We start from the raw sequence: 23,634 nt of genomic DNA on the forward strand, positions 1-23,634 counted from the left end.
GCTTTCAGGTTGCAAGGCGGGCCTGGAACGTGTTCTGTTACCCGCTGTATATTCGCCAAGCAGGATGCGTATGGATTACCACAGCCCCTACTTCTTCGGCTACGTGCTCGGCATCATTCATTTGCTTGGCATCACCGCAGCGCTGCATGCAGTGTTCACCGTGCGTACCGCCCAAGGTGCAATCGCCTGGGCCATGTCGCTGATCTTCATCCCCTACTTCACCCTCATTCCCTACCTGATCTTCGGCGCCCGCTCGTTCTACGCCTATATCCAGGCACGCCGCCAGGCCAACCAGGAAATGCACGTGGCCATGGCCAACCTCAACTGGCGGCCCTGGGTAGAAGAGGCGCTCACCGCCCGAGAGTCAGGCGGCTACGCGGCCTTGCGGGCCATGCCAAAACTCGGCCGCATGCCCTGCCTGGCCAACAACAACGTCAAGCTGCTGGTCGATGGCCAGGCCACCTTCGACGCCATTTTCGCCGCCATCGAACAGGCCCGCGAAGTGGTGCTGGTGCAGTTCTTCATCATCCACGACGACAAGATCGGCAAGGCCCTGCAGCAACTGCTGCTGCGCAAGGCGGCCGAAGGGGTGCAGGTTTTCGTGTTGTATGACCGGGTCGGCAGCCATGCCCTGCCTGCCCGCTACAGCCAGCAGCTGCGCGAAGGCGGCGTGCAGATCCACGCCTTCGCCACCCGCCGCGGCTTGTTCAACCGCTTCCAGGTCAATTTCCGCAACCACCGCAAGATCGTCGTGGTCGATGGCGTCGCCGGGTTCATCGGCGGGCACAACGTGGGCGACGAATACCTGGGCGGCAACCCGCGGCTCTCACCCTGGCGCGACACCCACGTGCAGATCAGCGGCCCGGTGCTGGCGTGCCTGCAGGAGTCGTTCGCCGAAGACTGGTACTGGGCCACCCGCGAGCTGCCGCCGCTGATACTGCCCGACACCTACCCCGACAACGGCGTGCTCTGCCAGGCCCTGGCCAGCGGCCCGGCCGACCCGCAGGAAACCTGTTCGCTGTTCTTCCTCGAAGCGATCCATTCCGCCACCCGGCGGGTGTGGATCACCAGCCCGTACTTCATCCCCGACGAAGCCGTGTTCGCCGCCATGCGCCTGGCCGTGCTGCGGGGGGTGGATGTGCGCATCCTCATCCCGGCCCGCCCCGACCACCGCATCGTCTATGCCGCCTCCAGCCTGTTCGCGTTCGAGGCAGTACGCGCCGGTGTGCGCATGTTCCGCTACCAGCCGGGCTTCCTGCATCAGAAGGTGGTGCTGGTGGACGATGAGGTCAGCGCCATCGGCAGCGCCAACCTGGACAACCGCTCGTTCCGCCTCAACTTCGAGATCACCCTGCTGACCGTCGACCGCGCCTTCGCCGACCAGGTCGAGGCCATGCTCTTGGCCGACTTCGAGCAGGCCAGGGAAATCACCGCCGAGGACAGCCAGGACACCCACCGCATCCAGCAACTGGGGATGCGCATCGCACGGCTGATTTCACCGATCCTGTAATACAAAAGGGGCCGCTGATGCGGCCCCTTTTTTAACTCGCTGGCTATTCAGCGATACAGGTCTTCGCGGGTCCAGGGCAGGTCATGGTGCCCATCGGCATAAGGTTTCACTGCCAGGATCTGGTGCAGGTTGATCCAGCCCTTCTGGAACGCATAGGCACAACCGGCCAGGTACAGCCGCCAGATGCGCAGGGTTTTTTCCGGCACCAAGGCCGCAGCCTTGTGCAGCTGGTTCTCCAGGTTCTCGCTCCAGTGGTGCAAGGTCTTGGCGTAGTGCAGGCGCAGGCTTTCCACGTCCACCACTTCCAGGCCCGCCTCACAGATGTTCGCGCTGATCATCGACAAGTGCGGCAGCTCGCCGTTGGGGAACACATAGCGGTCGATGAACTCACCCGCACCTCGGCCCACCGGCCGGCCATCGACATGCTTGGCGGTGATGCCGTGGTTCATCACCAGGCCACCCTCGCGCACGGCGCCGAACAGCTTCTGGCAGTACAGTGCCAGGTTGGCATGGCCGACATGTTCGAACATGCCCACGCTGACCACCTTGTCGAAGCGGCCATCCTGGGGCAGGTCGCGATAGTCGAGGATCTGCAGGTCGACCTTGTCGCCCAGGCCCTCGGCCTTGACCCGCTGCTTGCCCAGCTTGAGCTGCTCCTTGCTCAAGGTGATGCCGAACACCTTGGCGCCATACTCTCGCGCGGCGAAGCGCGACAGCCCGCCCCAGCCGCAACCGACGTCGAGCAGGTAGTCACCTGCCTGCAGGCGCAGCTTGCGGCATAGGTGGTCGAACTTGTCCTGCTGGGCTTGCTCGAGGGTGTTGTCCGGCTCGCGGAAGTAGGCACAGGAATAGGCCATGTCCTGGTCGAGCCAGAGCTGATAGAACGCGTTGGAAACGTCGTAGTGGTAGGAAATGGACTTGGCATCGGTGCGCTTGTCATGCGCCACCCGCGGTGGTGGAGCCTCATCCTCATCGCTCAGCAGCGCCTCGCTCAGCTCGTCGCATACCCGGATGGCTTCGCCGATGTCGCCTTCCAGCTCCAGCTTGCCCTCGACGAAAGCGGTGCCCAGCTGGTCCATGCTCGGGTGAGTCAGCTGGCTGATCAGCTGAGGCTCCTTGACCAGGATGGTGACCTGCGGGCTAGGGCCCAGGTCGAACTGGTTGCCGTCCCATAGTTTAAGGCGCAGAGGTAGATGAAGACTCTGCAATGCCGGCGGAAGTTGCGCGAGCATGAACGATCCTCCTTTCCATATTTGGCATGGCGCCTGGTAATTTCGAACGCCACCGAAACAGAGTAGTTCATTCGTGCGAGCTTTCCGCTAAACGAGACCATGGTCTAGAACCGAATGATCTTAAGCTAGATTGTATACAATCCGCCTCGCTCAGCTTAACCTTGTGCCCCTCTCGCGCTTCCTCATCTGGAGTATTGAATCCATGAAATCCTATGACGTGGTGATCATCGGTGGCGGCCCTGGCGGCTACAACGCGGCGATTCGCGCCGGGCAACTGGGCCTGAGCGTCGCCTGTGTGGAAGGCCGCTCGACCCTCGGCGGCACCTGCCTGAATGTCGGCTGCATGCCGTCCAAGGCCTTGCTGCACGCCTCCGAACTCTACGAGGCGGCCAGCGGCGCCGAGTTCGCCCACCTCGGTATCGAGGTCAAGCCCACCCTGAACCTCGCCCAGATGATGAAACAGAAGGACGAGAGCGTCACCGGCCTGACCAAGGGCATCGAGTACCTGTTCCGCAAGAACAAGGTCGACTGGGTCAAAGGCTGGGGCCGCCTGGATGGCGTTGGCAAGGTCATTGTCAAGGCCGAGGATGGCAGCGAAACCACGCTGCAGGCCAAGGACGTGGTCATCGCCACCGGCTCCGAGCCAACCCCCCTGCCCGGCGTGACCATCGACAACCAGCGCATCATCGACTCCACCGGTGCCCTGGCCCTGCCGCAGGTGCCCAAGCACCTGGTGGTGATCGGTGCCGGCGTGATCGGCCTGGAGCTGGGTTCGGTGTGGCGCCGCCTGGGCAGCCAGGTCACGGTGATCGAGTACCTCGACCGGATCTGCCCGGGTACCGATGAAGAAACCGCCAAGACCCTGCAAAAAGCGCTGGCCAAGCAAGGCATGAGCTTCAAGCTGGGCAGCAAGGTGACCCAGGCCACGCCATCGGCCGACGGCGTCAGCCTGACTCTCGAACCGGCTGCCGGCGGCGCCGCCGAAACCCTGCAGGCCGACTACGTGCTGGTCGCCATCGGGCGTCGTCCTTACACCAAGGGCCTGAACCTGGAGAGCGTAGGCCTTGAGACCGACAAGCGCGGCATGCTCGCCAACGACCACCACCGCTCCTCGGTGCCGGGCATCTGGGTCATCGGCGACGTCACCTCCGGGCCGATGCTGGCGCACAAGGCAGAAGACGAAGCGGTGGCCTGCATCGAGCGCATCGCCGGCAAGCCCCACGAGGTCAACTACAATCTGATCCCAGGCGTCATCTATACCCGCCCGGAGCTGGCCACCGTCGGCAAGACCGAAGAGCAGCTCAAGGCCGAAGGCCGCGCCTACAAGGTGGGCAAGTTCCCGTTCACCGCCAACAGCCGGGCCAAGATCAACCACGAGACCGAAGGCTTCGCCAAGGTCATCGCCGATGCCAATACCGATGAAGTGCTGGGCGTGCACCTGGTCGGCCCGAGCGTCAGCGAGATGATCGGCGAGTTCTGCGTGGCCATGGAGTTCTCCGCCTCGGCCGAGGACATCGCCCTCACCTGCCACCCGCACCCTACCCGTTCCGAAGCCCTGCGCCAGGCAGCGATGAACGTCGAAGGCATGGCCATGCAAATCTGACCCCCTTGCCCCACGACCCGGCGCGCCCTGAAGGGGCGTCGGGTTTGCGCTGTCACCAAACCGAAATCAACCGCAGCTACTGTCGTCCGATTGCTTGAAATGGATGCAGATCATGACGGTGCTGGTCACCGGCTCCGCCGGTTTCATTGGTTTCCATGTGGCTCGACGGCTGTGTGAACAAGGCATCGACGTCGTCGGCATCGATAACCTCAACGACTACTACAGCGTATCGCTCAAGCAAGCGCGGCTGGCCATCCTGCGCGAGCTGCCTGGCTTCACCTTCCTGCCCCTGGACATCACCGACGCCGCCGGCCTGGCGACGCTGTTCGCCGCGCACCACTTCGAGCAGGTCATTCACCTGGCTGCACAAGCCGGTGTGCGCTACTCGCTGGACAACCCGCACGCCTATGGCCAGGCCAACCTGGTGGGGTTCATCAACCTGCTCGAGGCCTGCCGCCAGCGAGCGCCCAGCCACCTGATCTATGCCTCCAGCAGCTCGGTGTACGGCAGCAACGAGCAGATGCCGTTCAAGGTCAGCGACGCCGTCGACCACCCTATCTCGCTGTACGCCGCGACCAAACGCTCGAACGAACTGATGGCCTACACCTACGCGCACCTGTACGGCCTGCCGACCAGCGGCCTGCGCTTCTTCACCGTGTACGGCCCCTGGGGCCGCCCGGACATGGCGCTGTTCAAGTTCACCGAAGCCATGCTCGCCGGCAAACCCATCGACCTCTACAACCAAGGTGAAATGGCTCGCGACTTCACCTACATCGACGACATCGTCGAAAGCATCTGCCGCCTTCGCCTGCGCCCACCGGTGGCCAGCGCCAGCACCCCGCCCTACCACCTGTTCAACATCGGCCGCGGCCAGCCCGTGCCGTTGCTGGCATTCGTCCAGGCGCTGGAGAAGGCGCTGGGCATCCGCGCCGAGCGCCGGCTGCTGCCGCTGCAGCCAGGTGATGTGATGAAAACCTGGGCGGATGTTTCGGCCCTGGCCCACTGGGTGGGCTACCAGCCCCGCGTGCCGGTCGAGGCGGGCGTGCAAGCGTTCGTCGATTGGTACCGCGAGCATTTCCAGGCCCTGCCCTGCCCGACTCTTTCACTACAGGAATGCCGATGACCGAGCGCACGTCCCTCTCCGTACTGATACCGGCCAAGAACGAAGCGGCGAACTTGCCAGGGCTGCTCCTGGAAGTGCGCGCCGCGCTGCAGGGCGAGCAGTACGAAATCATCGTGGTCGACGACGGCAGCAGCGACGGCACGTTGCAGCTGCTGGGCGAGCTCAAGCGCAACCAGGTCCCCGAACTGCGGGTGCTGCGCCATGAGCGCTCGCTCGGCCAGAGCACCTCGATCTACCACGCCGCCAAGCTTGCCAGCGGCACCTGGCTGGCCACCCTGGATGGCGACGGGCAGAACGACCCGGCAGACATCCCCGGCATGCTGGCGCTGGCCCGTGCCCCGCAACACGGCGAGGGCCGGCTGCAGCTGATTGCCGGGCACCGGGTCAACCGCCAGGACAGCGCCAGCAAGCGCTGGGCCTCGCGCCTGGCCAACGGCCTGCGCCGGCGCCTGCTCAAGGACGCCACGCCAGACACCGGCTGCGGGCTCAAGCTGATCAACCGCGAGGCGTTTCTCGCCCTGCCCTACTTCGACCACATGCACCGCTACATCCCGGCCCTGATCCAGCGCCACAACGGGCGCATGCTGGTGCATCCGGTCAATCACCGGCACCGCCAGGCAGGTGTGTCCAAGTACGGCAACCTGGACCGCGCGCTGGTCGGCATCGTCGACCTGTTCGGCGTGTGGTGGCTGATTCGCAGGACACGCTTGCAGGCGATGGTCGAAGAGGTCCAGCCATGAAGCTGCAAAGTGAAACCTTGTGGCTGGTGCTCGGCTTCGTCGGGCAGGCGGTGTTCACCGGCCGTTTCGTCCTGCAATGGCTGTACAGCGAATACAAGAAGCGCAGCGTGATCCCCGTGGGGTTCTGGTACCTGAGCATGCTCGGCAGCGCCTTGCTGCTGCTCTATGCGATCTACCGCCAGGACCCGGTGTTCATCGCCGGGCAGTCCTTCGGGCTGTTGGTGTACCTGCGAAATCTGCAGTTGATCAATCAACAGGCCAAGCCGCTCAAGGAAGAATGACACCGTGCGCGCATTTCTATCTCCACGCCTTGAAGGGTCGTTGCTGGTCGTGCTGGCCCTGGTGCTGGTCGGTGCCGGGCTCGGCCTGCGCCTGCCGCAGAACGTCGACGAGGAACGCTTCCTCGGCGTGGCCCTGGAAATGCTGCAGAGCGGCAGCTGGCTGGTACCGCACCGGGCCGCGGAAATCTACGGCGACAAACCGCCGCTGTTCATGTGGACCGTGGCGTTCTTCACCTGGCTGACCGGCAGCCCCAACGTCGCCCTGTACCTGCCCGGCCTGATGTCGGCCGGCACCGCCACCGCCGTGCTCTACGACCTCGGCCGGCGCCTGTGGAACCGGCGCACCGGGCGCAACGCGGCGCTGCTGTTCCTGGCCACCTACCAGACCTACAGCATCCTGCGCACCGGCCAGATCGACAGCTTCCTGTGCCTGTGGGTGGCGCTGGGCTTCTACGGGCTGGTCAGGCACCTGCTGCTCGGCCCGGCCTGGGGCTGGTTCTATGCCGGCTGCGCGGCCATGGGCCTTGGCATCATCAGCAAAGGCGTGGGCTTCGTGCCGGCGCTGATGCTCATCCCTTACGCCTACGCGGTGCGCAAAGGCTGGCGCGGGGTGGTGGCGATGCCGGGGCAGGCGGGCCGCTGGGCGCTGGGGCTGCTGGTGCTACTGGCCGCGTGCTGCGTGTGGCTGGCGCCGATGGTGATTGCCGTGATGCGTGACGGCAACCCGGAAGGCATGGCGTACCTGCGCGAAATCCTCCTGCACCAGACCGCCAACCGCTACGCCAATGCCTGGGACCACCGCGAACCCTTCTGGTACTTCTTCGTGCATGTCATCCCCAAGTACTGGCTGCCGCTGGTGCTGGCCCTGCCCTGGCTGATCCCGGCCTGGCGCCGGCAGTTGCTCAAGCACGATGGCCGCACCCTGGTGCTGCTCGGCTGGGTCGTGCTGGTGGTGCTGTTCTTCTGCCTCTCGACCGGCAAGCGCAAGCTGTACATCTACCCCGCCCTGCCGGGCCTGGTGCTGGTCAGCGCGCCGCTGCTGCCCTGGCTGCTCAAGCGCTGGTTCGTGCATCGGCCGCTGGCGCGGCGCGTGTTCACCGGCGTGGCCGTGCTGTGGTTCGGCCTGTGGTTCGTGCGCGGCTTCATCGAACCGCTCAAGGACGGCATGAACCCCCACGAACGGGTGATGGCCCAGGCCGCCGAGCTCACCCACGGCGCCGACCTGGTGCTGGTCAACTGGCGTGAAGGCCATTGGCTGTATGCGCGCCAGCCGCTGGTGCACTTCGGCTTCATCCGCCACTCTTCGGTGGAACAGGCCGCCGGCTGGCTGCAGCAGTATCCGGCTGCCTACGCCCTGGTACCAGAGCCGCAACTGGCGCGCTGCTTCAACCCCGACAAGGCCCACCCCCTGGGGGCAACATCGCGTGCCGACTGGTACGTGGTCGGCGCCGATGCCGACAATGGCCGCTGCCGCGCTGCGCTGCCTACAAGCGTCTACCGCTTCGCCTGGAATCGCGCCGAGCGTTGAGGCGCCCGGCCGTCAGTCAGCGCCAGCCAGCCTGACCCGCCACATGCCGTAATGGCCGAGGTGCAGCTGCGAAAGCGGTTGCACGTCGATGCGATGGAACGCCGCCAAGGGGCACTGCAGCACATGCATCATCGCCGCGCGGATGATCATCGGGTGGGTCACGGCAACCCAGTGGCCGGGCGTGGTGAAGCCCTCCAGCCAGCGCGCCACGCGTTGGCAGACATCGGCGATCGACTCGCCGCCATGGGGCGCCGAGTGCGGGTCGCTCAACCACGCCTGCAACAGCGCCGGCTCATCACGCTGCAACGCCTTCAACGACACGCCCTTCCACCAGCCGAAATCGCAGTCGCGCAGCGCCGGCTCGACGCTGGCCCGCAGCCCCAGCCACTGCGCCGTCTGCGTGGTGCGCAGCTCGGGGCCGGCCAGGCCGGTGGCGCCATCAGGCAGCAGCACGGGCTGAGCCGAGGTGGCCAGGGTTTCATCGGCATCGCCATGAAAGCGGCCCAGGCGCTGCGCCTCGGTCGCTGCGTGGCTGATCAGGGTGAGATGGACGGCCTTCATGCAAACGCACCTTCGCGCGGGCAAACGTAAATGAAAACGCCCCGAGTGTTCGGGGCGCGGTCGTGGCCAGCTGGCCTATCGGTACAGCAAGGCCGTTACTTCAGCGCACCTGCCACTGCGTTGAAGAATACTGCTTGCTCGTCATACAAAGCGCTAGGCGTCTCGGCGTTTTTCCACGTCGACCATTGCACCATCACCAGGTGTTCGGCCGGGTTTATCGCGATGGTCTGCCCGTAGATGCCCAGGGCCCAGAAGGTCTGGTCGCTGTCGGCGGTGTGCTTGGGTTCGAGGTTGGCATCCGGGGCTGGCGCGTTGTACCACCACTGGTAGCCATACTGGCCCTTGGGCGCGGCAGCGGTGACCGAGCCTTTGGCCTGGGTCCAGTGGGTGGAGCGGGCGATCCAGTCATCGGGCAGCAGTTTCTCTCCACCGGGCAGCTGGCCGCCGCTCAGCACGAACTGGCCAAACCGGCCCCAGTCGCGCAGGGTGGCGTTGAAGCCGTGGCCCCCCATGTCGACCTTGCCGGGTACCAGCGCGTGCCAGACACCGTCCTGCTGCATGCCATAGCGGCTCCAGACCTTGTCCTGCAGGTTCTGGGCAATGGTCTTGCCGGTGGCATTCTCCAGCACCCGGCCTACCAGCCAGGCGCCGCCAGTGTTGTAGGACCACACCTCGCCAGGCTTCACGCCCGGCTTGCGTTTGACCGACTTCACCAGGTTCAGCACGCATGCATAGGGGTCGGGCTTGGCCTCGCACTGGGTCATGTGCGAGAAGTCGGAATCCTTCGAGGCATAGTTCTCGTCCCAGACCACCCCCGAGGTGTGCTGCATCAGTTGGTGCAGGGTCACGTCCTGCCAGGCGCTGCCTTCGAGTTCGGGGATGTACTGGGTGATCTTGTCGTCCACCGAGTGGATCTTGCCTTCCTTGATCGCGATGCCCACCAGCACGCTGACGACGGATTTGGCCACCGAGCGGGAAGTCCAGAGGGTTTGGGGCGTGTTGCCTTTGGCGTAGTGCTCGTAGGCAACTTTGCCGTCCTTGAGCACCAGCAGGCCGGTGACGCTCTGGTTGCGCAGGTAGTCGTCCAGGCCCTGGGGCTTGCCATCGACCGAATAGTGCACCTCGCTCAGCTTGTGCGTGGCGTCGGGCAAGGGGTACGGGGTAGCGCCGCGGGTGCTGAAGACATCACCCCCGTAGAGCCGGTAGGTGTTGCGAAAGCCCACCACGCGGGTGTCCTGGTCCCAGTTCAGCATGTCCTTGGCAGGCGGCAGGGTCTTGTCGAACGGCTGCGGGCAGGTGGTGAGCCCCGGTACCCCGCAAGGCCCCTTGGCATCCTGGGCGTATGCCGCGCCGGACATGGCAGCGAGTACGGAAAGCACGGTGAACGTTTTCTTCATGGCCTGCATCAGCTGATCCTCGGATGGCACGCGATTGCGTCCAGCCAAGTGTCTGCATCTTGTACGCGCCGCGAAAGCACAATAAATTTGCCGTGACTATAAGAAAAACTAACAGCACCGAGCGCCCATGACCACAGAACGGCTCCCCCCGCTGAACGCAGTCCGTGCCTTCGAGGCCGCCGCCCGCCTGGGTACCTACGTCGCTGCGGCCCAGGCCCTGCACGTGACCCAGCCGGCCATAGGCCGCCACGTGAAAATCCTCGAAGACTGGCTGGGCGTGCGCCTGCTCGATCGCTCCTCCAGAGGGGTGAGCCTGACCCGGGATGGCGCCTACTACTACCAGTCGGTTTCGCAATCGCTGAGATTGCTGGCCGACGCCGGCATGCACATCAGCCGCCGCAAGCCTGAGCGCTGGTTGCGCATCTTGTGCGTCCCGGCCTTCGCCTCGCGCTGGCTGACGCCCCGTATCGACGAGCTGCGCACACTGCGCCCGGAACTGAAGATTGCCATCGAGCCCAACGCGACGTTCACCAGCGTCGACGCCCGCCACGCGGATTTGGGCATCAGCTATGGCTTCCCGGGGGAGTTTGCCGGGGTCCAGGCGCTGCTGATCCGGCCTGAGGTGTTTGCCGTCTGCTCACCGCTCTATCGCCAGGGCCTGGCCCAGGACTTGAGCGTGGAGGCGCTCGCCCAGTGCCGCCTGATCCATGTCGACAATGGCAGTTGGTGGAGCTCCTGGTTCACCGCCAATGGCGTGCGCGTGCGGGTGAAGGCCGATGCCTCGCACGTGAGCAACGACATCGTGCTGAAACTGGCGGAAGAAGGTCAGGGCATTGCGCTGGCAACCGAGGTGCTGGTCAGCCGGCAGCTTGCCGAAGGCACGCTGGTGCGCTGCACGCGCCACAGTACGCCCCTGGAAAGCTACCAGGTGCTTTCCCCCACCCCGATGCTCAGCGACGATGCGATCTGGTTCATCGATTGGTTGAAGACCAGCTTGGGCATGCGCTGAGCGAGCCACTCAATCAGGCGGCGGCGCGCACTGCCGCGGTGGCGTTGGCGGCCTTGGCCAGCTCGGCCACGGCCTGGCACGTTTGCACCGCAAAGCTCAGCCAGCCTTTCGCCGCCGCCTGCTCGGCCGGGCTGTAGAGCAGCGCGCAAGACGGCGCGACCCACAGGCGATCGCCCAGGCGTTCGGCAGCATCCTGCAGCAGGTCCACGGCGCGCTCGGGGGCACAGGCCTTGACGCTGTCGCCATCGACCAGCCCCAGCGACAGGACCTTGTAGGCCGGCAAGCGATCGAGAATGGCCGGGTAGCGGTCCGGGGCGCGTACCAGGTCGATGTGCAGGCCATCGACAGGCAAGTTGGCCGCCAGGCCGAGGTTATCTTCCAGGCCACCGAAGTAGGTGGCGATGAGTTTCTTCAGCGGCGCCCGCTGCAGGATGTTGTACACACGCTCGTAGGCGTTTTTCCATGCTTGCGGCAGGTCCAGCACCAGGATCGGCTCGTCGATCTGTACCCACTCCACGCCTTGCGCGGCCAGGCGGTTGAAGATTTCGTCGTACAGCGGCAGCAGGCGCTCGACCAGCTCCAGCTTGTCGAAGTCGGCGCCCTTGGTCTTGCCGAGCCACAGGTAGGTCAGCGGGCCGATCACCACAGGCTTGACCGCGTGGCCCTGGGCCTTGGCTTCATCGACCTCTTCGAACAGCTGCTCCCAGCTCAGGGCAAATTGCTGGTCGGCGGTGAATTCAGGTACCAGGTAATGGTGGCTGCTGTCGAACCACTGGGAAATGCCCGGCGCATGGTCAGCGCCAGCGCAGTTATCCACAGCCTCCCGAGCCATGCCGAACAAGGTTTTCAGGGTTGGCTTGGCACCTTCGTGGGCGCGCAGGTGCGCGGGGATCACGCCGAAGGTCAGCGAATGGGTGAGCATCTGGTCGTACCAGGCGAAGTCGCCCACTGGCAGCAACTCGATGCCGGCATCCTTCTGCGCTTGCCAATGGGTGGCACGCAGCTCACGGCCGATCGCATGCAGCCCCGCCTCGCTCAGCTCGCCCTTGCAGAATGCCTCCTGGGCTATTTTCAGCTCGCGGTCACGGCCGATGCGCGGGAAACCGAGGGTGTGTGCCAGTGCCATGGTGCCTTGTCCCTTGAACGATAAATTCGATGAAGGGAATTGTCGGGATGCGGGCGCGCTGAGACAAACTCATTATTTTGAAGAGCAACTGTAGTTTTGCTCATGATGAGGCTGCCCTGCCCTCGTCCATGGCGGCAAGGTGCGCGGCAAGGAACTCGACGCAGGTGCGCACCTTGGCCGAACGGTTCAGGCGATTGGGGTACACCGCCCAGACGTTGGCTTCCTGGTCCCACTGCGGCAGCACCTGCACGAGCCCGCCGGATTGCAATTGCGCACCCACGTCCCACAGCGAACGAAGCAGAATCCCACGGCCATCGACGCACCATTCCATCGCCACTTCGCCGTGGTTGGTCGAGAGCGGCCCTGTCACCTTCACGCTTGCGGTAGTTGCCCCATTTTTCAGGCGCCAGACCCCAAAGGGGTGATCGCGCTCCTTGATCACCAGGCAGTCATGCCGCGCCAGGTCCTCCAGCGTTTTCGGCGTGCCCCTGCGTGCCAGGTAAGCCGGGGCCGCGCACAGGATGCGGCGGTTGGCGGCAAGCTTCCTGGCGATCAGGTGTGGCGCAATCTCATCGCCGATCCGCACATCCAGGTCGAAGCCTTCCGAGGCGATGTCGACGATGCGGTCGAACATCTCGAAGCGCACGCTGAGCCCCGGATGCGCCGCCGTCATCTGCGAGATCAGCGGGGCGACGACCTTGTGGCCGAAGCCAAAGCTGCTGCAGATGCGCAGCAGCCCGCGAGGTTCGCCCTGGGCCGTGGACACTTCCTGGATCAGCTGGTCGAGGTCGTCCAGCACACGCAACGCCCAGTGGAACACCCGCTCGCCTTCCTCGGTGATCGACACCCGTCGCGTACTGCGGTGCAGCAACTTGGTGCCCAGCGACTCCTCCAGCACCCGAATGCGCTTGCTGACGTAGCCGGCGGAGACGCCGAACTCTTGCGCCACTGCGTTGAAGCTGGTTTTGCGGGCAACGGCAACGAATACCCGAAGGTCCTCGTTCAACGGCATATTGTTCATGATTCGTGAATACTCATTCCCCAGAGGCTCGATTGATCTCTTACAGGAAACACTTAAGCTGAGTCAAACAGCGTCGCAGCCTTACAAGAATGGGAGTACCCGAGCAATGACAAAGACCCTGAAGATCGCCGCAATCGCCGGTGACGGTATCGGCAAGGAAGTAATGCCAGAAGGCCTGAGGGTGCTGGAAGCGGCTGCCCGGCGCTTTGATTTCACCCTTGAATACCACCACTTCGAATGGGCGAGCTGCGACTACTACCTGGCCCACGGCAAGATGATGCCCGATGACTGGAAACAACAGCTCTCGGGCATGGATGCGATTTTCTTCGGCGCCGTCGGCTGGCCCGACACCGTGCCCGACCACATCTCGCTGTGGGGTTCGCTGCTCAAGTTCCGCCGCGAATTCGACCAGTACATCAACCTGCGCCCGGTCCGGCTTTTCGAAGGCGTGCCGTGCCCGCTGGCCAATCGCAAGCCCGGTGATATCGACTATTACGTCGTGCGTGAAAACACCGAAGGCGAGTATACCTCGCTGGGCGGGATCATGTACGAAAACACCGACCGCGAGATCGTCATCCAGGAGTCGGTGTACTCGCGCCACGGCGCCAATCGCCTGCTGAAGTACGCCTTCGACCTCGCGCAAAGCCGCCCTCGCAAGCACGTAACGCTGGCGACCAAGAGCAATGGCGTGGCGATCAGCATGCCGTGGTGGGATGCCCGCGCCGATGACGTGGCCAAGGATTACCCGGACATCACCCTGGACAAGCAGCACATCGACATCCTGGCGGCGCGCTTCGTGCTGCAGCCCGGCCGTTTCGACGTGGTTGCCGCCACCAACCTGTTCGGCGACATCCTCTCCGACCTGGGCCCTGCCACGACGGGCACCATTGGTATCGCGCCGTCGGCGAACCTCAACCCCGAACGCGCCTTCCCGAGCCTCTTCGAACCCGTGCACGGCTCCGCGCCAGACATCTACGGGCAGAACATCGCCAACCCGATCGCGATGATCTGGTCGGGCGCGCTGATGCTGGACTTCCTGGGGCAGCGCGAAGCGCACGATGCGATTCTGCGGGCGATCGAGCAGGTGCTCAAAAGCGGCCCAAGAACGCGGGACCTGGGCGGTTCTGCATCGACGACGGAAGTGGGCGAGGCGGTTGCCGCGCTGCTCTGATCGTGTCAAAGCCCCGCAGCGCGGGGCTTTGCCATGTTTGAGGGGCTGCGTGTGCGGCCCTGTCGGCTAGGCGACGCCAAGCGCACTCAGCTTGGTTTCCAGGTCCTTGATCCTCTGCAGCAGCGCCTGCTGTTCGACCTTGGCCGCAGTGCTGTCCATGCTGATGCCGACCACCTTGACCGGGCGATCGGCAGCGTCGTGTATCACCGTCGAGCGCGACGAAATCCAGCGCACGCTGCCATCGGGCTGGTACAGCCGGTACTCGTAATCGCAGTGCTCGCCGCTGCAGATCATCCGCTCGTACATGGCCTGCATCGCCTGTACGTCCTCGCCGGGCAGATGGCTCCAGAAATCCTCGTTCGAACTGATGGCCCAGCCGTAGACGTCCTTGACGTTGGAGGAATAGGTCACCTCGTCGCTGATCAGGTTCCATTCCCAGGTGACGATCCGCGCGCCCTCCTGGGCAAGCTTCATGCGCGCTTCGCTTTCCATGATTTCAGCGGCATAGCGCCGGCGCAGGTCGGTCATCGGCAGCTCGACAGGCTCGGCCTGCTGGACGCTGTTCAGCGCCTCCTGGCCATAGCGCAGCCACAGCCAGTTGACCCGGAGAAAGTCGGCAAGCTTGCGCAGGTTGTCGTAGTCGATTTCGCCGCCCTTGGTCCATTTGTGCACCGCGGTGCGGGAGATGCCAAGTGCGGTGCCGACCGCCTGGAGGGTCAACTTGTTGTGTTCAAGCAGTTCCTTGAGGCGGAAGGCGAAGCTGTTTTCCTGCATGGGGAACGGTCCGTGAAGGGCTTGGCCGCCAGTATACACATCTGTTAACCCATGGATTACAGACGCGCGCGGCCTGCCCTGTGCGGGACTCGGCGAGCAGCGGCGCGCCAGGCCGGGCGCCGCCGCTCGAGGGGAAGCGGCCTCAGAGGTCGATGACCAGCCTCGAGCCACGGGCGCGGGAGACGCAGATCATCAGGGTTTGCTGGGACGCTTTTTCTTCGTCGGACAGGTACTGGTCGAAGTGTTCGGCTTCACCTTCGAGGATCGCCGTCTCGCAGGTGCCGCAGACGCCTTCACGGCACAGGCATTCGACCTGGGCGGCCTTGACGTTCTCGATGGCCTGGATGATGGTCATGCCTTCCTCGACCTGAAGCTCCCGGCCCGACCTGCCGAGCACCAGGGTAAAGGCACCGCCCTCGGCCGGGGTAGCCGCAAACTGCTCGAAATGCACCCGCGCATCGGCGATGCCCGCCGCCTTGGCGCCTTCGATGACCGCGTCGATCAAGGGCTTGGGGCCGCACACATAGATGTGCGCATCCTCGCTCAGGCCTGCGTACAGCGCGGGCAGGTCGAGGCGACGCCCAAGGCTGTCGACGTACAAGCTGACATTCGCAGCATGCGGGCCGTCGGCCAATTGGCCCTGGAACGCCCCATGGTCGGGGCTGCGGAAGGCGTAATGCAGCTCGTAGGGCACCTCGCCCCCTTCCAGCTCGTGAAGCTGCGACAGGAACGGCGTGATGCCGATGCCGCCGGCGATCATCACGTGCTTGCCGGCAGTGGGGTCGAGGCCGAAGAGGTTGTTTGGCGTGGAGATGGTGAGCTCGCTGCCCACTTGCACGCGCTCGTGCATGAAGGCGGAGCCACCTTTGGACTGCTCTTCCAGGCGCACGCCGATCTGGTAGCGAGACAAATCCCGCGGGTCACTCATCAAGGAATACGCGTTGCTGAGGCCGTCCGCCATCTTCACGATCACGTGGCTGCCACCTGTGAAGGCCGGCATGGGCTGACCATCGGCCCGCGCAAGCGTGAAGCGCTTGATCTGCGCCGTCGCCTGTTCAACCTCGGTCACTTGCACACTAAACATCTCGTAAGCATTGGCCATCTTGCACCTCAACTGCGCGCAGGGCGGCGGCCTCGCCGCCCTGGCATCACGCTTTCGGATCGTGGGGTCCGGAAATAGATAGAAAGGGATTGCCCGGCCTTTGCAGCCGGGCGCTCATGCTTAGTCCAGGTGGGCCACAGCGATGAGGTTGTGGAAGTGAGCGATACCGTGCTCGCTGATCCCGGAGCGCTCCTTGTCGACCATGATCCGGCCCTGGCCGCGGTAGCCCCGCGACTTCAGGCCCTTCTGCACGCTCTCGACCAGGCGCAGGTCTTCAGGGCGGAACACTTCGCGGTACCAGTCGATCAGCACTTGCTGCTCTGGGGTGATTTCCTTGTTCAGGAAATAGATGTCGTAGTGCTGCAGGGTGGTTTCGGCATCGACCGGGAACTCGTAGATCACGGTCATGAAGTTGGCGCCCGGCGGCACGTTGAACATGGTGCACGGCCAGGCCCAGTAGCCTGCGAAGGACGGATCCTTGACTGACTCATCGACCTTGAACGACTGCTCGGACGATTTCGCCACGCCGTACTGCAAGGTCCAGTTGCCGTGCAGGGTGTGGCCGTACTGGCCGACGTCCACCGAGTCGGCGAAGCTTGGGTGCGCCGGGCCGCAGTGGTAGCACTCCAGGTAGTTGTCGACGATCGACTTCCAGTTCGCCGGCGTGTGGCTGACGAAGCGCGCAGCCAGCTGCAGGTCGTCGATGACGGTGCAGGCCTCGCGCATGCTTTTCTGCAGGCCTGGCAGCTGCTCTTCGACCGGCCCAGCTTCGTTGTCCATGTTGATGAAAATGAAGCCTGCGTATTCTTCGACACGCAGCTGGACGAGGCTGAAATCGCCCTTGTCGAACGCCTCGACCTGGTCGCAGTTGCGCACGTGGGTCAGGTCGCCATCGAGCTTGAAGGTCCAGGCGTGGTACGGGCAGGCGATGACGTTCTTGGCCTTGCCGCTGCCTTCGAGCAGCTGGTGGCCACGGTGCGGGCACACGTTGTAGAAGGCGCGCAGCACGCTGTCGCGCCCACGGATAACGATGATGCTCTCGCCGATCACTTCACGGGTGATGTAGTCGTTGTTCTGCGCCACTTCGCTGCGATGGCCGACGCAGATCCAGCTCTTGGCGAAAATCTGCTCTTTCTCGTGCTCGAACACATCCCCGCTGGTGTAGAACGTGGCCGGAATGGTGAACGCCTTTTCGTGATCGCTGCAGAAATCAGCTGGCAGGCGTTGGAACTTGGTCATCTGTAATCTCCAGGCTGCGCGTAGCGCGTCTTGTAAGCTTTGGTTAACCGTCATCTGGCAGTTAACATTACGGGCAAAAAAAACCTGTCGCGGCATCAACCGAGGGGTAGGCGACACCGCGCAGGCAAAATCATTGAGCCAATGCCGCTGCGGTTGCCGCTGGCGTGGCCACTGGGTTCGGGGTTGCAGGGCGCTCGTCCCGCGCCATGGCCGCGGCCTCTTCCTCGATGAGGTGGGCCGGCACCGAGCCGTAGTCGGCGAGCATCCATTTGAAGAAGCCATACACCTTGATCAGCAGGATCACGGTGAACGGGATGGCGGTCAGCACCACAGCCGTCTTCATGGTGGACAGCGAGGCCTTGGCGAACAGCATGGCCAGTGGCACCAGGGTCAGGGTCACGCACCAGAACAGGCGGTGGGTGGGCGACGGGTCTTCGCCTTCCTGCAGGTTGCGGGTACTGGTTGCGGCCACGGCGTAGGCGGCTGCGTCCATGTGCGAGGCGCAGAACACCGCCATGATGAACAGGTACACCGCCAGGAACACCTTGCCCCAAGGCATGCCCAGGATCACGGCTTCAACGGCACTTTCGCCGCCGTGTTCGGTGAGGATCCGGGGCACGTCGATGGCGCCGGTGATGAACTGGTGCATGCTGTAGCTTTCCAGCGCGCCGAAGAAGAACCAGCAACCGACGCTGCCGCCCAGGATCAGCGCCAGCACCACTTCCTTGATCTGCCGGCCGCGCGACACGCGCGTCACGAACATTGCCACGCCTGGGGCGTAGGAAATCCACCAGAGCCAGTAGAACACCGTCCAGTTGCGGGTGAATTCGCCCTCGCCGGCGGGGTCGGTGAACAGGCTCATGTGCACGTAGTTCTGGATCATCAGGCCAATGCCATTGGCCGTGTTGTTGATGGTGAACTGGGTCGGGCCAATCAGCAGCACCACCGCGGCGAAGACCAGCGCGCCGTAGCAGACGATCTTGCTGAGCTTTTGCAGGCCACCATCGATGCCGATGTAGGAACTCAGCGAGAACAGCACGGCGATCACGCCGATCAGCATGACCTGCACGGTGAAGGTGTCGGGCGTGCCGACCAGGCCCGACAGGCCGCGGGTCAGGGTCGATGCAGTGAGGGCCAGGGAAACGGTGAGCGCCCCCATCATGGTCAGCAGGAAGATCAAATCCACCACCCGGCCCACCGGCCCGGTGGCCTTGAGCCCGGTGACCGCCTCGACGATCGAGGCCAGGTTCAGGCCGCTCTTCTTGCGTACATGGAAGTGATAGGCCATGGCCAGCGACGCCAGGGCGTAGATCGACCAGGCGCTGATGCCCCAGTGGAAGAAGGAATAGCCGACGCTGTACTCCAGGGCCTCGCGCGATTGCGGGGCGATGTTCAGGCCGGGGGTCTGGTAGTAGTACGCCCACTCCATCACGCCCCAGTACAGGGTGGAAGAGCCCATGCCCGCGCAGATGAACATGAACACCCAGGTGGTGGTGGAGTATTCGGGCTTGCCCGAACCCAGGCGGATATTGCCGTACTTGCTGAACGCGACCAGCAGCACCGCCAGGGTGCTGCCGAAGATGATCAGCTGCACGGCCGTGCCGAAGGATCGTGTGGCCCATTCGAAGAGTTGATTGGCAGCAACGCCGGCTTGCTCGGGGAAGGCGGCCAGGCCGACCACTGTCAGCAGCACGGCGACAAGGCTCATGGTGATGAGGAACACATCAACCTTTTTGTTGAGGTAGAACATCAGGCGACTCCAGGACGTTTTTGTTTTTTTGTCACATCCAACGCAGGCTCGGGATGACGACGCTTTCCTTTACTTCGTAACCATTGGTTAACTGCTATCCCGTGGTTAACAGTCTGCTGACAATTTTTGGCTTTCGCAAGAACCTTTCATCCCTGGTATGCCAAGGCTGTGCGGGAAAGAGGGAGGTATAAGGAGTGACTTGAGGGGGATATTGCGGCCATCTGAATGCAAAAGCCGCGAAGTGACGCTGATAATGCCGGCACACATCAATGTGCGCCGGCGGCTGCCGCCTTCAGGCTGGCTGGGGCGTGACGGAAAACGCCAGCAGGCGGGTGATGCACGCGACCGCTTCCTGCCTGTCGAACTCATGATGGATGACGCCTTGCGCCAGCTCCTCCATGGCACCGTACATCGCGGCGAACACGACCCGCGCGGGCATGTTCTGATCGTGCACATGGGCGGCAAATATCTCCAGGAACGCGTCCACCATGAATTGCCGTATGCGGATCTTGAGGTCGCGGTACTCCGGATAGGCAGCCAACGCCGCGATCACCCGCTCATACACAGGCCCGCAATTGCAGGCGCAATCGATGAATGCGTTGGCCACCACATGCGCGGTGTCGTGCAACGACAGCGCCTTCTCCCCGAGGCTGCCACGCAGGCCAGAGACGAATCGCTTGTCGTACTGCTGATAAAGCTCGACCAGCAGCCCTTCACGCGTGGAAAAGTGCTCATACGTCACCGGCTTGCTCACGCCCGCCTGCTGGGCGAGCGTGATCAGCGTCAGGGCATCGGTGCCTTGGTCCCTGACGATGCCCTCTGCGATCGCCAATAACTGATCGCGGCGATCAGCCTTGGACATCCGACTAGCCATTCATTCTCCTTGGTCAATCACTGCGCCGACAGCGGCAGCCCGAACAGGTGGTCAAACACCCAGTTGTAAAACAGCGTGAAGAACATGAAGAACAGCGTAAGCCCCATGTCCAGCACGAAGGCGTCCCACAAAGAAAGGTTCAACCACCAGGCAAACAGAGGAAGCGTGATAAGCACAAATCCAGCCTCGAACCCCACGGCATGGATCACCCTGCGCCAGGCGTCGCGGCCACGCTTGACCAAGCCCGACTCCCACCACTCGAACACGGTGTTGTAGAGCGTGTTCCAGACAATGGCCAGCACCACCGTTACAACACCCAGAACAGCGGCGTGGGCCGCGTCCTTTTCGGATGAAAGATAGAAAGCCGTGCTAATGATGAGCAGGGTGATCAATTCATAGAACACCACATAGGTGAGCCTGCGTTTCCAGCCTTGCATTTTCGTCTTCTCCGTAATCGCTTGAAATCACTCTGTTGGGCAAAAGGCCAGATCTGATTCAGGCGTACGAGGCGGACAATGCGTGCACATACCGGCACGCAGACGAAAAGGATTGAGGGGCATGGCATTGCGCATTTTGCTTTCATCGCCGGGAGGTAGAGATTACTTTTGGTAGCCTACCATTGGTAGGAAAACTATCTCAACCCTTGCGAATACGGAAAGCAAAACTGTCGCAGAACGGGTAGAGCCGGGGGTGGCTCCCTCATTCTGCGACAGTCTTTGACGACAGTTCTAAAGCTTCAACGTCGTTTGGACGCGTACCAACGCCTGGCCTTACTCCACAGTCACCGACTTGGCCAGGTTACGCGGCTGGTCGACGTCAGTCCCTTTGAGCACAGCAACGTAGTAAGACAGCAGCTGCAGCGGGATGGTGTAGAGGATCGGCGCCAGCGCATCGGAGATGTGCGGCACCTTGATCACGTGGGTGCCTTCGCCATTGCTCATGCCGGCGTGCTCGTCGGCGAACACCACCAGCTCGCCACCCCGTGCACGCACTTCCTGCAGGTTCGACTTGAGCTTTTCCAGCAGCTCGTTGTTCGGCGCCACGGTGACCACTGGCATGTCGTTGTCCACCAGTGCCAATGGGCCGTGCTTGAGCTCGCCGGCTGGGTAGGCTTCGGCGTGGATGTAGGAGATTTCCTTGAGCTTGAGCGCACCTTCCATCGCCACCGGGTACTGGGCGCCACGGCCCAGGAACAGGGTGTGGTGCTTGTCGGCGAACAGCTCGGCGATCTTCTCGACGGTGGCGTCCATGGCCAATGCTTCGCCCAGGCGGGCTGGCAGGCGGCGTAGTTCTTCCACCAGTTCCGCTTCCACGCCCGCTTCGAGGGTGCCACGCACCTGGCCCAGGGCCAGGGTCAGCAGCATCAGCGAGACCAGCTGGGTGGTGAACGCCTTGGTCGAGGCCACGCCGATTTCCGGGCCGGCCAGGGTCAGCAGGGTCAGGTCGGATTCACGCACCAGCGAGCTGATGCCGACGTTGCAGATCGCCAGGCTGCCAAGGAAACCCAGTGCCTTGGCGTTGCGCAGGGCGGCCAGGGTGTCGGCGGTTTCGCCGGACTGGGAGATCGACACGAACAGGGTGTCGGGCTGCACCACCACCTTGCGGTAGCGGAACTCGCTGGCCACTTCGACCTGGCATGGGATACCCGCCAGGCTCTCCAGCCAGTAACGGGCGACCATGCCGGCGTGGTAGCTGGTGCCGCAGGCGACGATCTGCACGTTGCGCACCTTGGCGAACAGCTCGGCAGCCTGCGGGCCGAAAGCCTGCACCAGCACGTGGTCGTTGCCCAGGCGGCTTTCCAGGGTGCGCTGGACCACGGCCGGCTGCTCGTGGATTTCCTTGAGCATGAAGTGGCGGTAGGCGCCCTTGTCGGCAGCTTCGGCACCTTCGTGGTACTGCACGGTTTCGCGCTGCACGGCGTTGCCATCCTGGTCCCAGATCTTCACCTGGTCACGGCGGATCTCGGCGACATCGCCCTCTTCCAGGTACATGAAGCGGTCGGTGACCTGGCGCAGCGCCAGCTGGTCGGAGGCCAGGAAGTTCTCGCCATGGCCCAGGCCGATCACCAGCGGGCTGCCACTGCGCGCGGCCACCAGGCGGTCCGGTTGTTTCACGCTGATCAGCGCCAGGCCATAGGCGCCGTGCAGGCGCTTGATCGCGGCCTTGAGGGCGTCGGCCAGGTCCGGGATGGTCTTGAGGGTGTGGTGGATCAGGTGGACGATGACCTCGGTGTCGGTCTGCGAGGCAAACACGTAACCCAGGCCCTTGAGCTCTTCACGCAGCTCTTCGTGGTTTTCGATGATGCCGTTGTGCACCACCGCCACTTCGTTGCCGGAGAAATGCGGGTGGGCATTGCCTTCGGTCGGCGCGCCGTGGGTGGCCCAGCGGGTGTGGGCGATGCCCAGCTGGCCAACCAGCGGCTCGACAGTATTGGCGGCTTCCAGCTCGGCAACCTTGCCAATGCGGCGCAGGCGCTGCAGCTCACCCTGCTGGGTGTAGACCGCCAGGCCGGCGCTGTCATAGCCACGGTACTCAAGCCGCTTGAGGCCTTCGATGAGGATGGCGGTGATATTGCGCTCGGCTACCGCACCAACGATTCCACACATGGTTATTTCTCCTGGCTGATCGCGGCGCAGATCAGGTTGATGCCGCGAGCTTGAATGTGTTCGCGTGCCGCTGCGGGCAGGCGTTCGTCTGTAATAAGGGTGTGCACGCTGCCCCAGGGCAGCTCGAGGTTGGGGATCTTGCGCCCGACCTTGTCGGACTCGACCATCACGATCACCTCGCGCGCCACCTCGGCCATGACCCGGCTCAGGCCGAGCAGTTCATTGAAGGTGGTGGTGCCGCGGCTGAGGTCGATGCCATCGGCACCGATGAACAGCTGGTCGAAATCGTAGGAGCGTAGTACCTGCTCGGCGACCTGGCCCTGGAACGATTCGGAGTGCGGGTCCCAGGTGCCGCCGGTCATCAGCAGCACGGGCTCGTGTTCGAGTTCGCTGATGGCACGCGCCACGTTCAGCGAATTGGTCATCACCACCAGGCCTGGCTGGCGGCCGAGTTCCGGGATCATGGCGGCAGTGGTGCTGCCGCTGTCGATGATGATGCGTGCGTGTTCACGGATGCGTCCCACAGCAGCACGGGCAATGGCCCGCTTGTAGGCGGACACGGGCTGGGCCGACTCGCCGAGCATTTCCTGCGGCACCGGTACCGCGCCGCCGTAACGACGCAGCAACAGGCCATTGGCCTCGAGCGCTGCCAGGTCCTTGCGTATGGTGACTTCCGAGGTTTCGAAGCGCTTGGCCAAGGCGTCCACGCTCACCTCGCCTTGCTCGCTGAGCAGGGCCAGGATGTTATGGCGGCGTTGGGGTGTATTGCGTTTCGACATGGGCGCTTAAGTTTCGATTCGAAAGATAACGGTTGCAATCAAAACCTAAGATGGCCGTTTCGTCAAGCTGCCGCTGACCTGTGGATAAAATCCTGAGTCTGTTCTGTAGGAGCGGCCTTGTGTCGCGAAAGGAGGGCAAAGCCCTCCCCTACCCATCACCCAATAAAAAAAGCCGACTTATTCACACAAGTCGGCTTCCGATCGAAAC

The 23,634-nt window shown here is 63.5% G+C and carries 20 protein-coding genes and 1 pseudogene; 8 read left to right on the plus strand and 13 right to left on the minus strand.

Annotated features, from left to right (window positions below):
• Positions 1–70: 70 nt before the first annotated feature.
• Positions 71–1,510 carry a cardiolipin synthase gene (gene cls, locus L6D75_RS04035; RefSeq protein WP_176511787.1) on the plus strand — a complete coding sequence of 480 codons (1,440 nt, stop codon included), beginning with the start codon at positions 71–73 and terminating at the stop codon, positions 1,508–1,510.
• 47 nt (positions 1,511–1,557) lie between these two features.
• Here the strand turns inward: cls and cfaB are convergent, their stop codons facing one another.
• A complete protein-coding gene (cfaB, locus tag L6D75_RS04040) occupies positions 1,558–2,742 on the minus strand; it encodes a C17 cyclopropane fatty acid synthase CfaB (RefSeq protein WP_176511786.1) in 1,185 nt (394 codons plus the stop codon).
• 202 nt (positions 2,743–2,944) lie between these two features.
• Here cfaB and lpdA point away from each other — a divergent pair, with 202 nt between their 5' ends.
• The 5 genes from lpdA (at position 2,945) to L6D75_RS04065 (ending at position 8,017) form a co-directional block, all read left to right on the plus strand.
• Complete coding sequence (lpdA, locus tag L6D75_RS04045) at positions 2,945–4,345, plus strand: dihydrolipoyl dehydrogenase (protein ID WP_176511785.1); 1,401 nt, start codon at positions 2,945–2,947, stop codon at positions 4,343–4,345.
• Positions 4,346–4,457: 112 nt separating this feature from the next.
• Entirely contained in the window at positions 4,458–5,468 is a 1,011-nt protein-coding gene (locus L6D75_RS04050) for an NAD-dependent epimerase (RefSeq protein ID WP_176511784.1), read from the plus strand.
• Positions 5,465–6,208: a glycosyltransferase family 2 protein gene (locus L6D75_RS04055; protein ID WP_176511783.1), complete on the plus strand. Its 744-nt coding sequence runs from the start codon at positions 5,465–5,467 to the stop codon at positions 6,206–6,208. Before L6D75_RS04050 ends, L6D75_RS04055 begins: the two co-directional genes overlap by 4 nt.
• Complete coding sequence (locus tag L6D75_RS04060) at positions 6,205–6,489, plus strand: lipid-A-disaccharide synthase N-terminal domain-containing protein (protein ID WP_176511782.1); 285 nt, start codon at positions 6,205–6,207, stop codon at positions 6,487–6,489. Before L6D75_RS04055 ends, L6D75_RS04060 begins: the two co-directional genes overlap by 4 nt.
• A gap of 4 nt (positions 6,490–6,493) precedes the next feature.
• Positions 6,494–8,017 carry an ArnT family glycosyltransferase gene (locus L6D75_RS04065; protein ID WP_176511781.1) on the plus strand — a complete coding sequence of 508 codons (1,524 nt, stop codon included), beginning with the start codon at positions 6,494–6,496 and terminating at the stop codon, positions 8,015–8,017.
• Between the two features lie 12 nt (positions 8,018–8,029).
• Here L6D75_RS04065 and L6D75_RS04070 read toward each other — a convergent pair whose 3' ends face one another.
• Positions 8,030–8,578, minus strand: a complete 549-nt coding sequence (locus tag L6D75_RS04070; RefSeq protein WP_176511780.1) for a histidine phosphatase family protein — start codon at positions 8,576–8,578, stop codon at positions 8,030–8,032.
• Between the two features lie 95 nt (positions 8,579–8,673).
• Entirely contained in the window at positions 8,674–10,005 is a 1,332-nt protein-coding gene (locus L6D75_RS04075; RefSeq protein WP_236193426.1) for a serine hydrolase domain-containing protein, read from the minus strand.
• A 97-nt stretch (positions 10,006–10,102) separates the two neighbouring features.
• Between L6D75_RS04075 and L6D75_RS04080 the strand changes: the two genes are divergently transcribed.
• Positions 10,103–10,984, plus strand: a complete 882-nt coding sequence (locus L6D75_RS04080; protein ID WP_176511779.1) for a LysR substrate-binding domain-containing protein — start codon at positions 10,103–10,105, stop codon at positions 10,982–10,984.
• Between the two features lie 16 nt (positions 10,985–11,000).
• Here the strand turns inward: L6D75_RS04080 and L6D75_RS04085 are convergent.
• A pseudogene (locus tag L6D75_RS04085) lies at positions 11,001–12,110 on the minus strand (5-methyltetrahydropteroyltriglutamate--homocysteine S-methyltransferase); the annotation flags it as partial.
• 100 nt (positions 12,111–12,210) lie between these two features.
• A complete protein-coding gene (locus L6D75_RS04090) occupies positions 12,211–13,131 on the minus strand; it encodes a LysR substrate-binding domain-containing protein (protein WP_176511778.1) in 921 nt (306 codons plus the stop codon).
• A 106-nt stretch (positions 13,132–13,237) separates the two neighbouring features.
• On the opposite strand from L6D75_RS04090, the gene L6D75_RS04095 reads away from it, so the two are divergent.
• Positions 13,238–14,302 (plus strand): tartrate dehydrogenase, encoded by a 1,065-nt coding sequence (locus L6D75_RS04095; protein ID WP_176511777.1) that lies wholly within the window; start codon positions 13,238–13,240, stop codon positions 14,300–14,302.
• 66 nt (positions 14,303–14,368) lie between these two features.
• Here the strand turns inward: L6D75_RS04095 and L6D75_RS04100 are convergent, their stop codons facing one another.
• The 8 genes from L6D75_RS04100 to L6D75_RS04135 form a co-directional block, all read right to left on the minus strand.
• Complete coding sequence (locus tag L6D75_RS04100; RefSeq protein WP_176511776.1) at positions 14,369–15,076, minus strand: helix-turn-helix domain-containing protein; 708 nt, start codon at positions 15,074–15,076, stop codon at positions 14,369–14,371.
• A gap of 142 nt (positions 15,077–15,218) precedes the next feature.
• Entirely contained in the window at positions 15,219–16,178 is a 960-nt protein-coding gene (locus L6D75_RS04105) for a PDR/VanB family oxidoreductase (protein WP_176511775.1), read from the minus strand.
• 120 nt (positions 16,179–16,298) lie between these two features.
• Positions 16,299–17,417 carry an aromatic ring-hydroxylating oxygenase subunit alpha gene (locus tag L6D75_RS04110; RefSeq protein ID WP_176511774.1) on the minus strand — a complete coding sequence of 373 codons (1,119 nt, stop codon included), beginning with the start codon at positions 17,415–17,417 and terminating at the stop codon, positions 16,299–16,301.
• A gap of 130 nt (positions 17,418–17,547) precedes the next feature.
• On the minus strand, positions 17,548–19,167 hold the full coding sequence (locus L6D75_RS04115; protein ID WP_176511773.1) for a BCCT family transporter: 1,620 nt from the start codon (positions 19,165–19,167) through the stop codon (positions 17,548–17,550).
• A gap of 292 nt (positions 19,168–19,459) precedes the next feature.
• Entirely contained in the window at positions 19,460–20,041 is a 582-nt protein-coding gene (locus L6D75_RS04120; protein ID WP_219824847.1) for a TetR/AcrR family transcriptional regulator, read from the minus strand.
• Positions 20,042–20,058: 17 nt separating this feature from the next.
• Positions 20,059–20,478, minus strand: coding sequence for a PACE efflux transporter (locus tag L6D75_RS04125; protein ID WP_176511771.1), 420 nt, complete (start codon positions 20,476–20,478; stop codon positions 20,059–20,061).
• 333 nt (positions 20,479–20,811) lie between these two features.
• On the minus strand, positions 20,812–22,647 hold the full coding sequence (gene glmS / locus L6D75_RS04130; protein WP_176511770.1) for a glutamine--fructose-6-phosphate transaminase (isomerizing): 1,836 nt from the start codon (positions 22,645–22,647) through the stop codon (positions 20,812–20,814).
• Positions 22,648–22,649: 2 nt separating this feature from the next.
• Positions 22,650–23,426 (minus strand): DeoR/GlpR family DNA-binding transcription regulator, encoded by a 777-nt coding sequence (locus tag L6D75_RS04135; protein WP_176511769.1) that lies wholly within the window; start codon positions 23,424–23,426, stop codon positions 22,650–22,652.
• Between the last annotated feature and the right edge of the window lie 208 nt (positions 23,427–23,634).

The organism is Pseudomonas faucium (assembly GCF_021602585.1).
Lineage (GTDB): Bacteria > Pseudomonadota > Gammaproteobacteria > Pseudomonadales > Pseudomonadaceae > Aquipseudomonas > Aquipseudomonas faucium.

Bases quoted from the DNA above. Each gene is read 5' to 3' on its own strand.
- cls (WP_176511787.1), top strand. From the start codon at position 71: ATGGATTACCACAGCCCCTACTTCTTCGGCTACGTGCTCGGCATCATT.
- cfaB (WP_176511786.1), bottom strand. From the start codon at position 2,742: ATGCTCGCGCAACTTCCGCCGGCATTGCAGAGTCTTCATCTACCTCTG.
- lpdA (WP_176511785.1), top strand. From the start codon at position 2,945: ATGAAATCCTATGACGTGGTGATCATCGGTGGCGGCCCTGGCGGCTAC.
- L6D75_RS04050 (WP_176511784.1), top strand. From the start codon at position 4,458: ATGACGGTGCTGGTCACCGGCTCCGCCGGTTTCATTGGTTTCCATGTG.
- L6D75_RS04055 (WP_176511783.1), top strand. From the start codon at position 5,465: ATGACCGAGCGCACGTCCCTCTCCGTACTGATACCGGCCAAGAACGAA.
- L6D75_RS04060 (WP_176511782.1), top strand. From the start codon at position 6,205: ATGAAGCTGCAAAGTGAAACCTTGTGGCTGGTGCTCGGCTTCGTCGGG.
- L6D75_RS04070 (WP_176511780.1), bottom strand. From the start codon at position 8,578: ATGAAGGCCGTCCATCTCACCCTGATCAGCCACGCAGCGACCGAGGCG.
- L6D75_RS04080 (WP_176511779.1), top strand. From the start codon at position 10,103: ATGACCACAGAACGGCTCCCCCCGCTGAACGCAGTCCGTGCCTTCGAG.
- L6D75_RS04090 (WP_176511778.1), bottom strand. From the start codon at position 13,131: ATGAACAATATGCCGTTGAACGAGGACCTTCGGGTATTCGTTGCCGTT.
- L6D75_RS04095 (WP_176511777.1), top strand. From the start codon at position 13,238: ATGACAAAGACCCTGAAGATCGCCGCAATCGCCGGTGACGGTATCGGC.
- L6D75_RS04100 (WP_176511776.1), bottom strand. From the start codon at position 15,076: ATGCAGGAAAACAGCTTCGCCTTCCGCCTCAAGGAACTGCTTGAACAC.
- L6D75_RS04105 (WP_176511775.1), bottom strand. From the start codon at position 16,178: ATGGCCAATGCTTACGAGATGTTTAGTGTGCAAGTGACCGAGGTTGAA.
- L6D75_RS04110 (WP_176511774.1), bottom strand. From the start codon at position 17,417: ATGACCAAGTTCCAACGCCTGCCAGCTGATTTCTGCAGCGATCACGAA.
- L6D75_RS04115 (WP_176511773.1), bottom strand. From the start codon at position 19,167: ATGTTCTACCTCAACAAAAAGGTTGATGTGTTCCTCATCACCATGAGC.
- L6D75_RS04120 (WP_219824847.1), bottom strand. From the start codon at position 20,041: ATGGCTAGTCGGATGTCCAAGGCTGATCGCCGCGATCAGTTATTGGCG.
- L6D75_RS04125 (WP_176511771.1), bottom strand. From the start codon at position 20,478: ATGCAAGGCTGGAAACGCAGGCTCACCTATGTGGTGTTCTATGAATTG.
- glmS (WP_176511770.1), bottom strand. From the start codon at position 22,647: ATGTGTGGAATCGTTGGTGCGGTAGCCGAGCGCAATATCACCGCCATC.
- L6D75_RS04135 (WP_176511769.1), bottom strand. From the start codon at position 23,426: ATGTCGAAACGCAATACACCCCAACGCCGCCATAACATCCTGGCCCTG.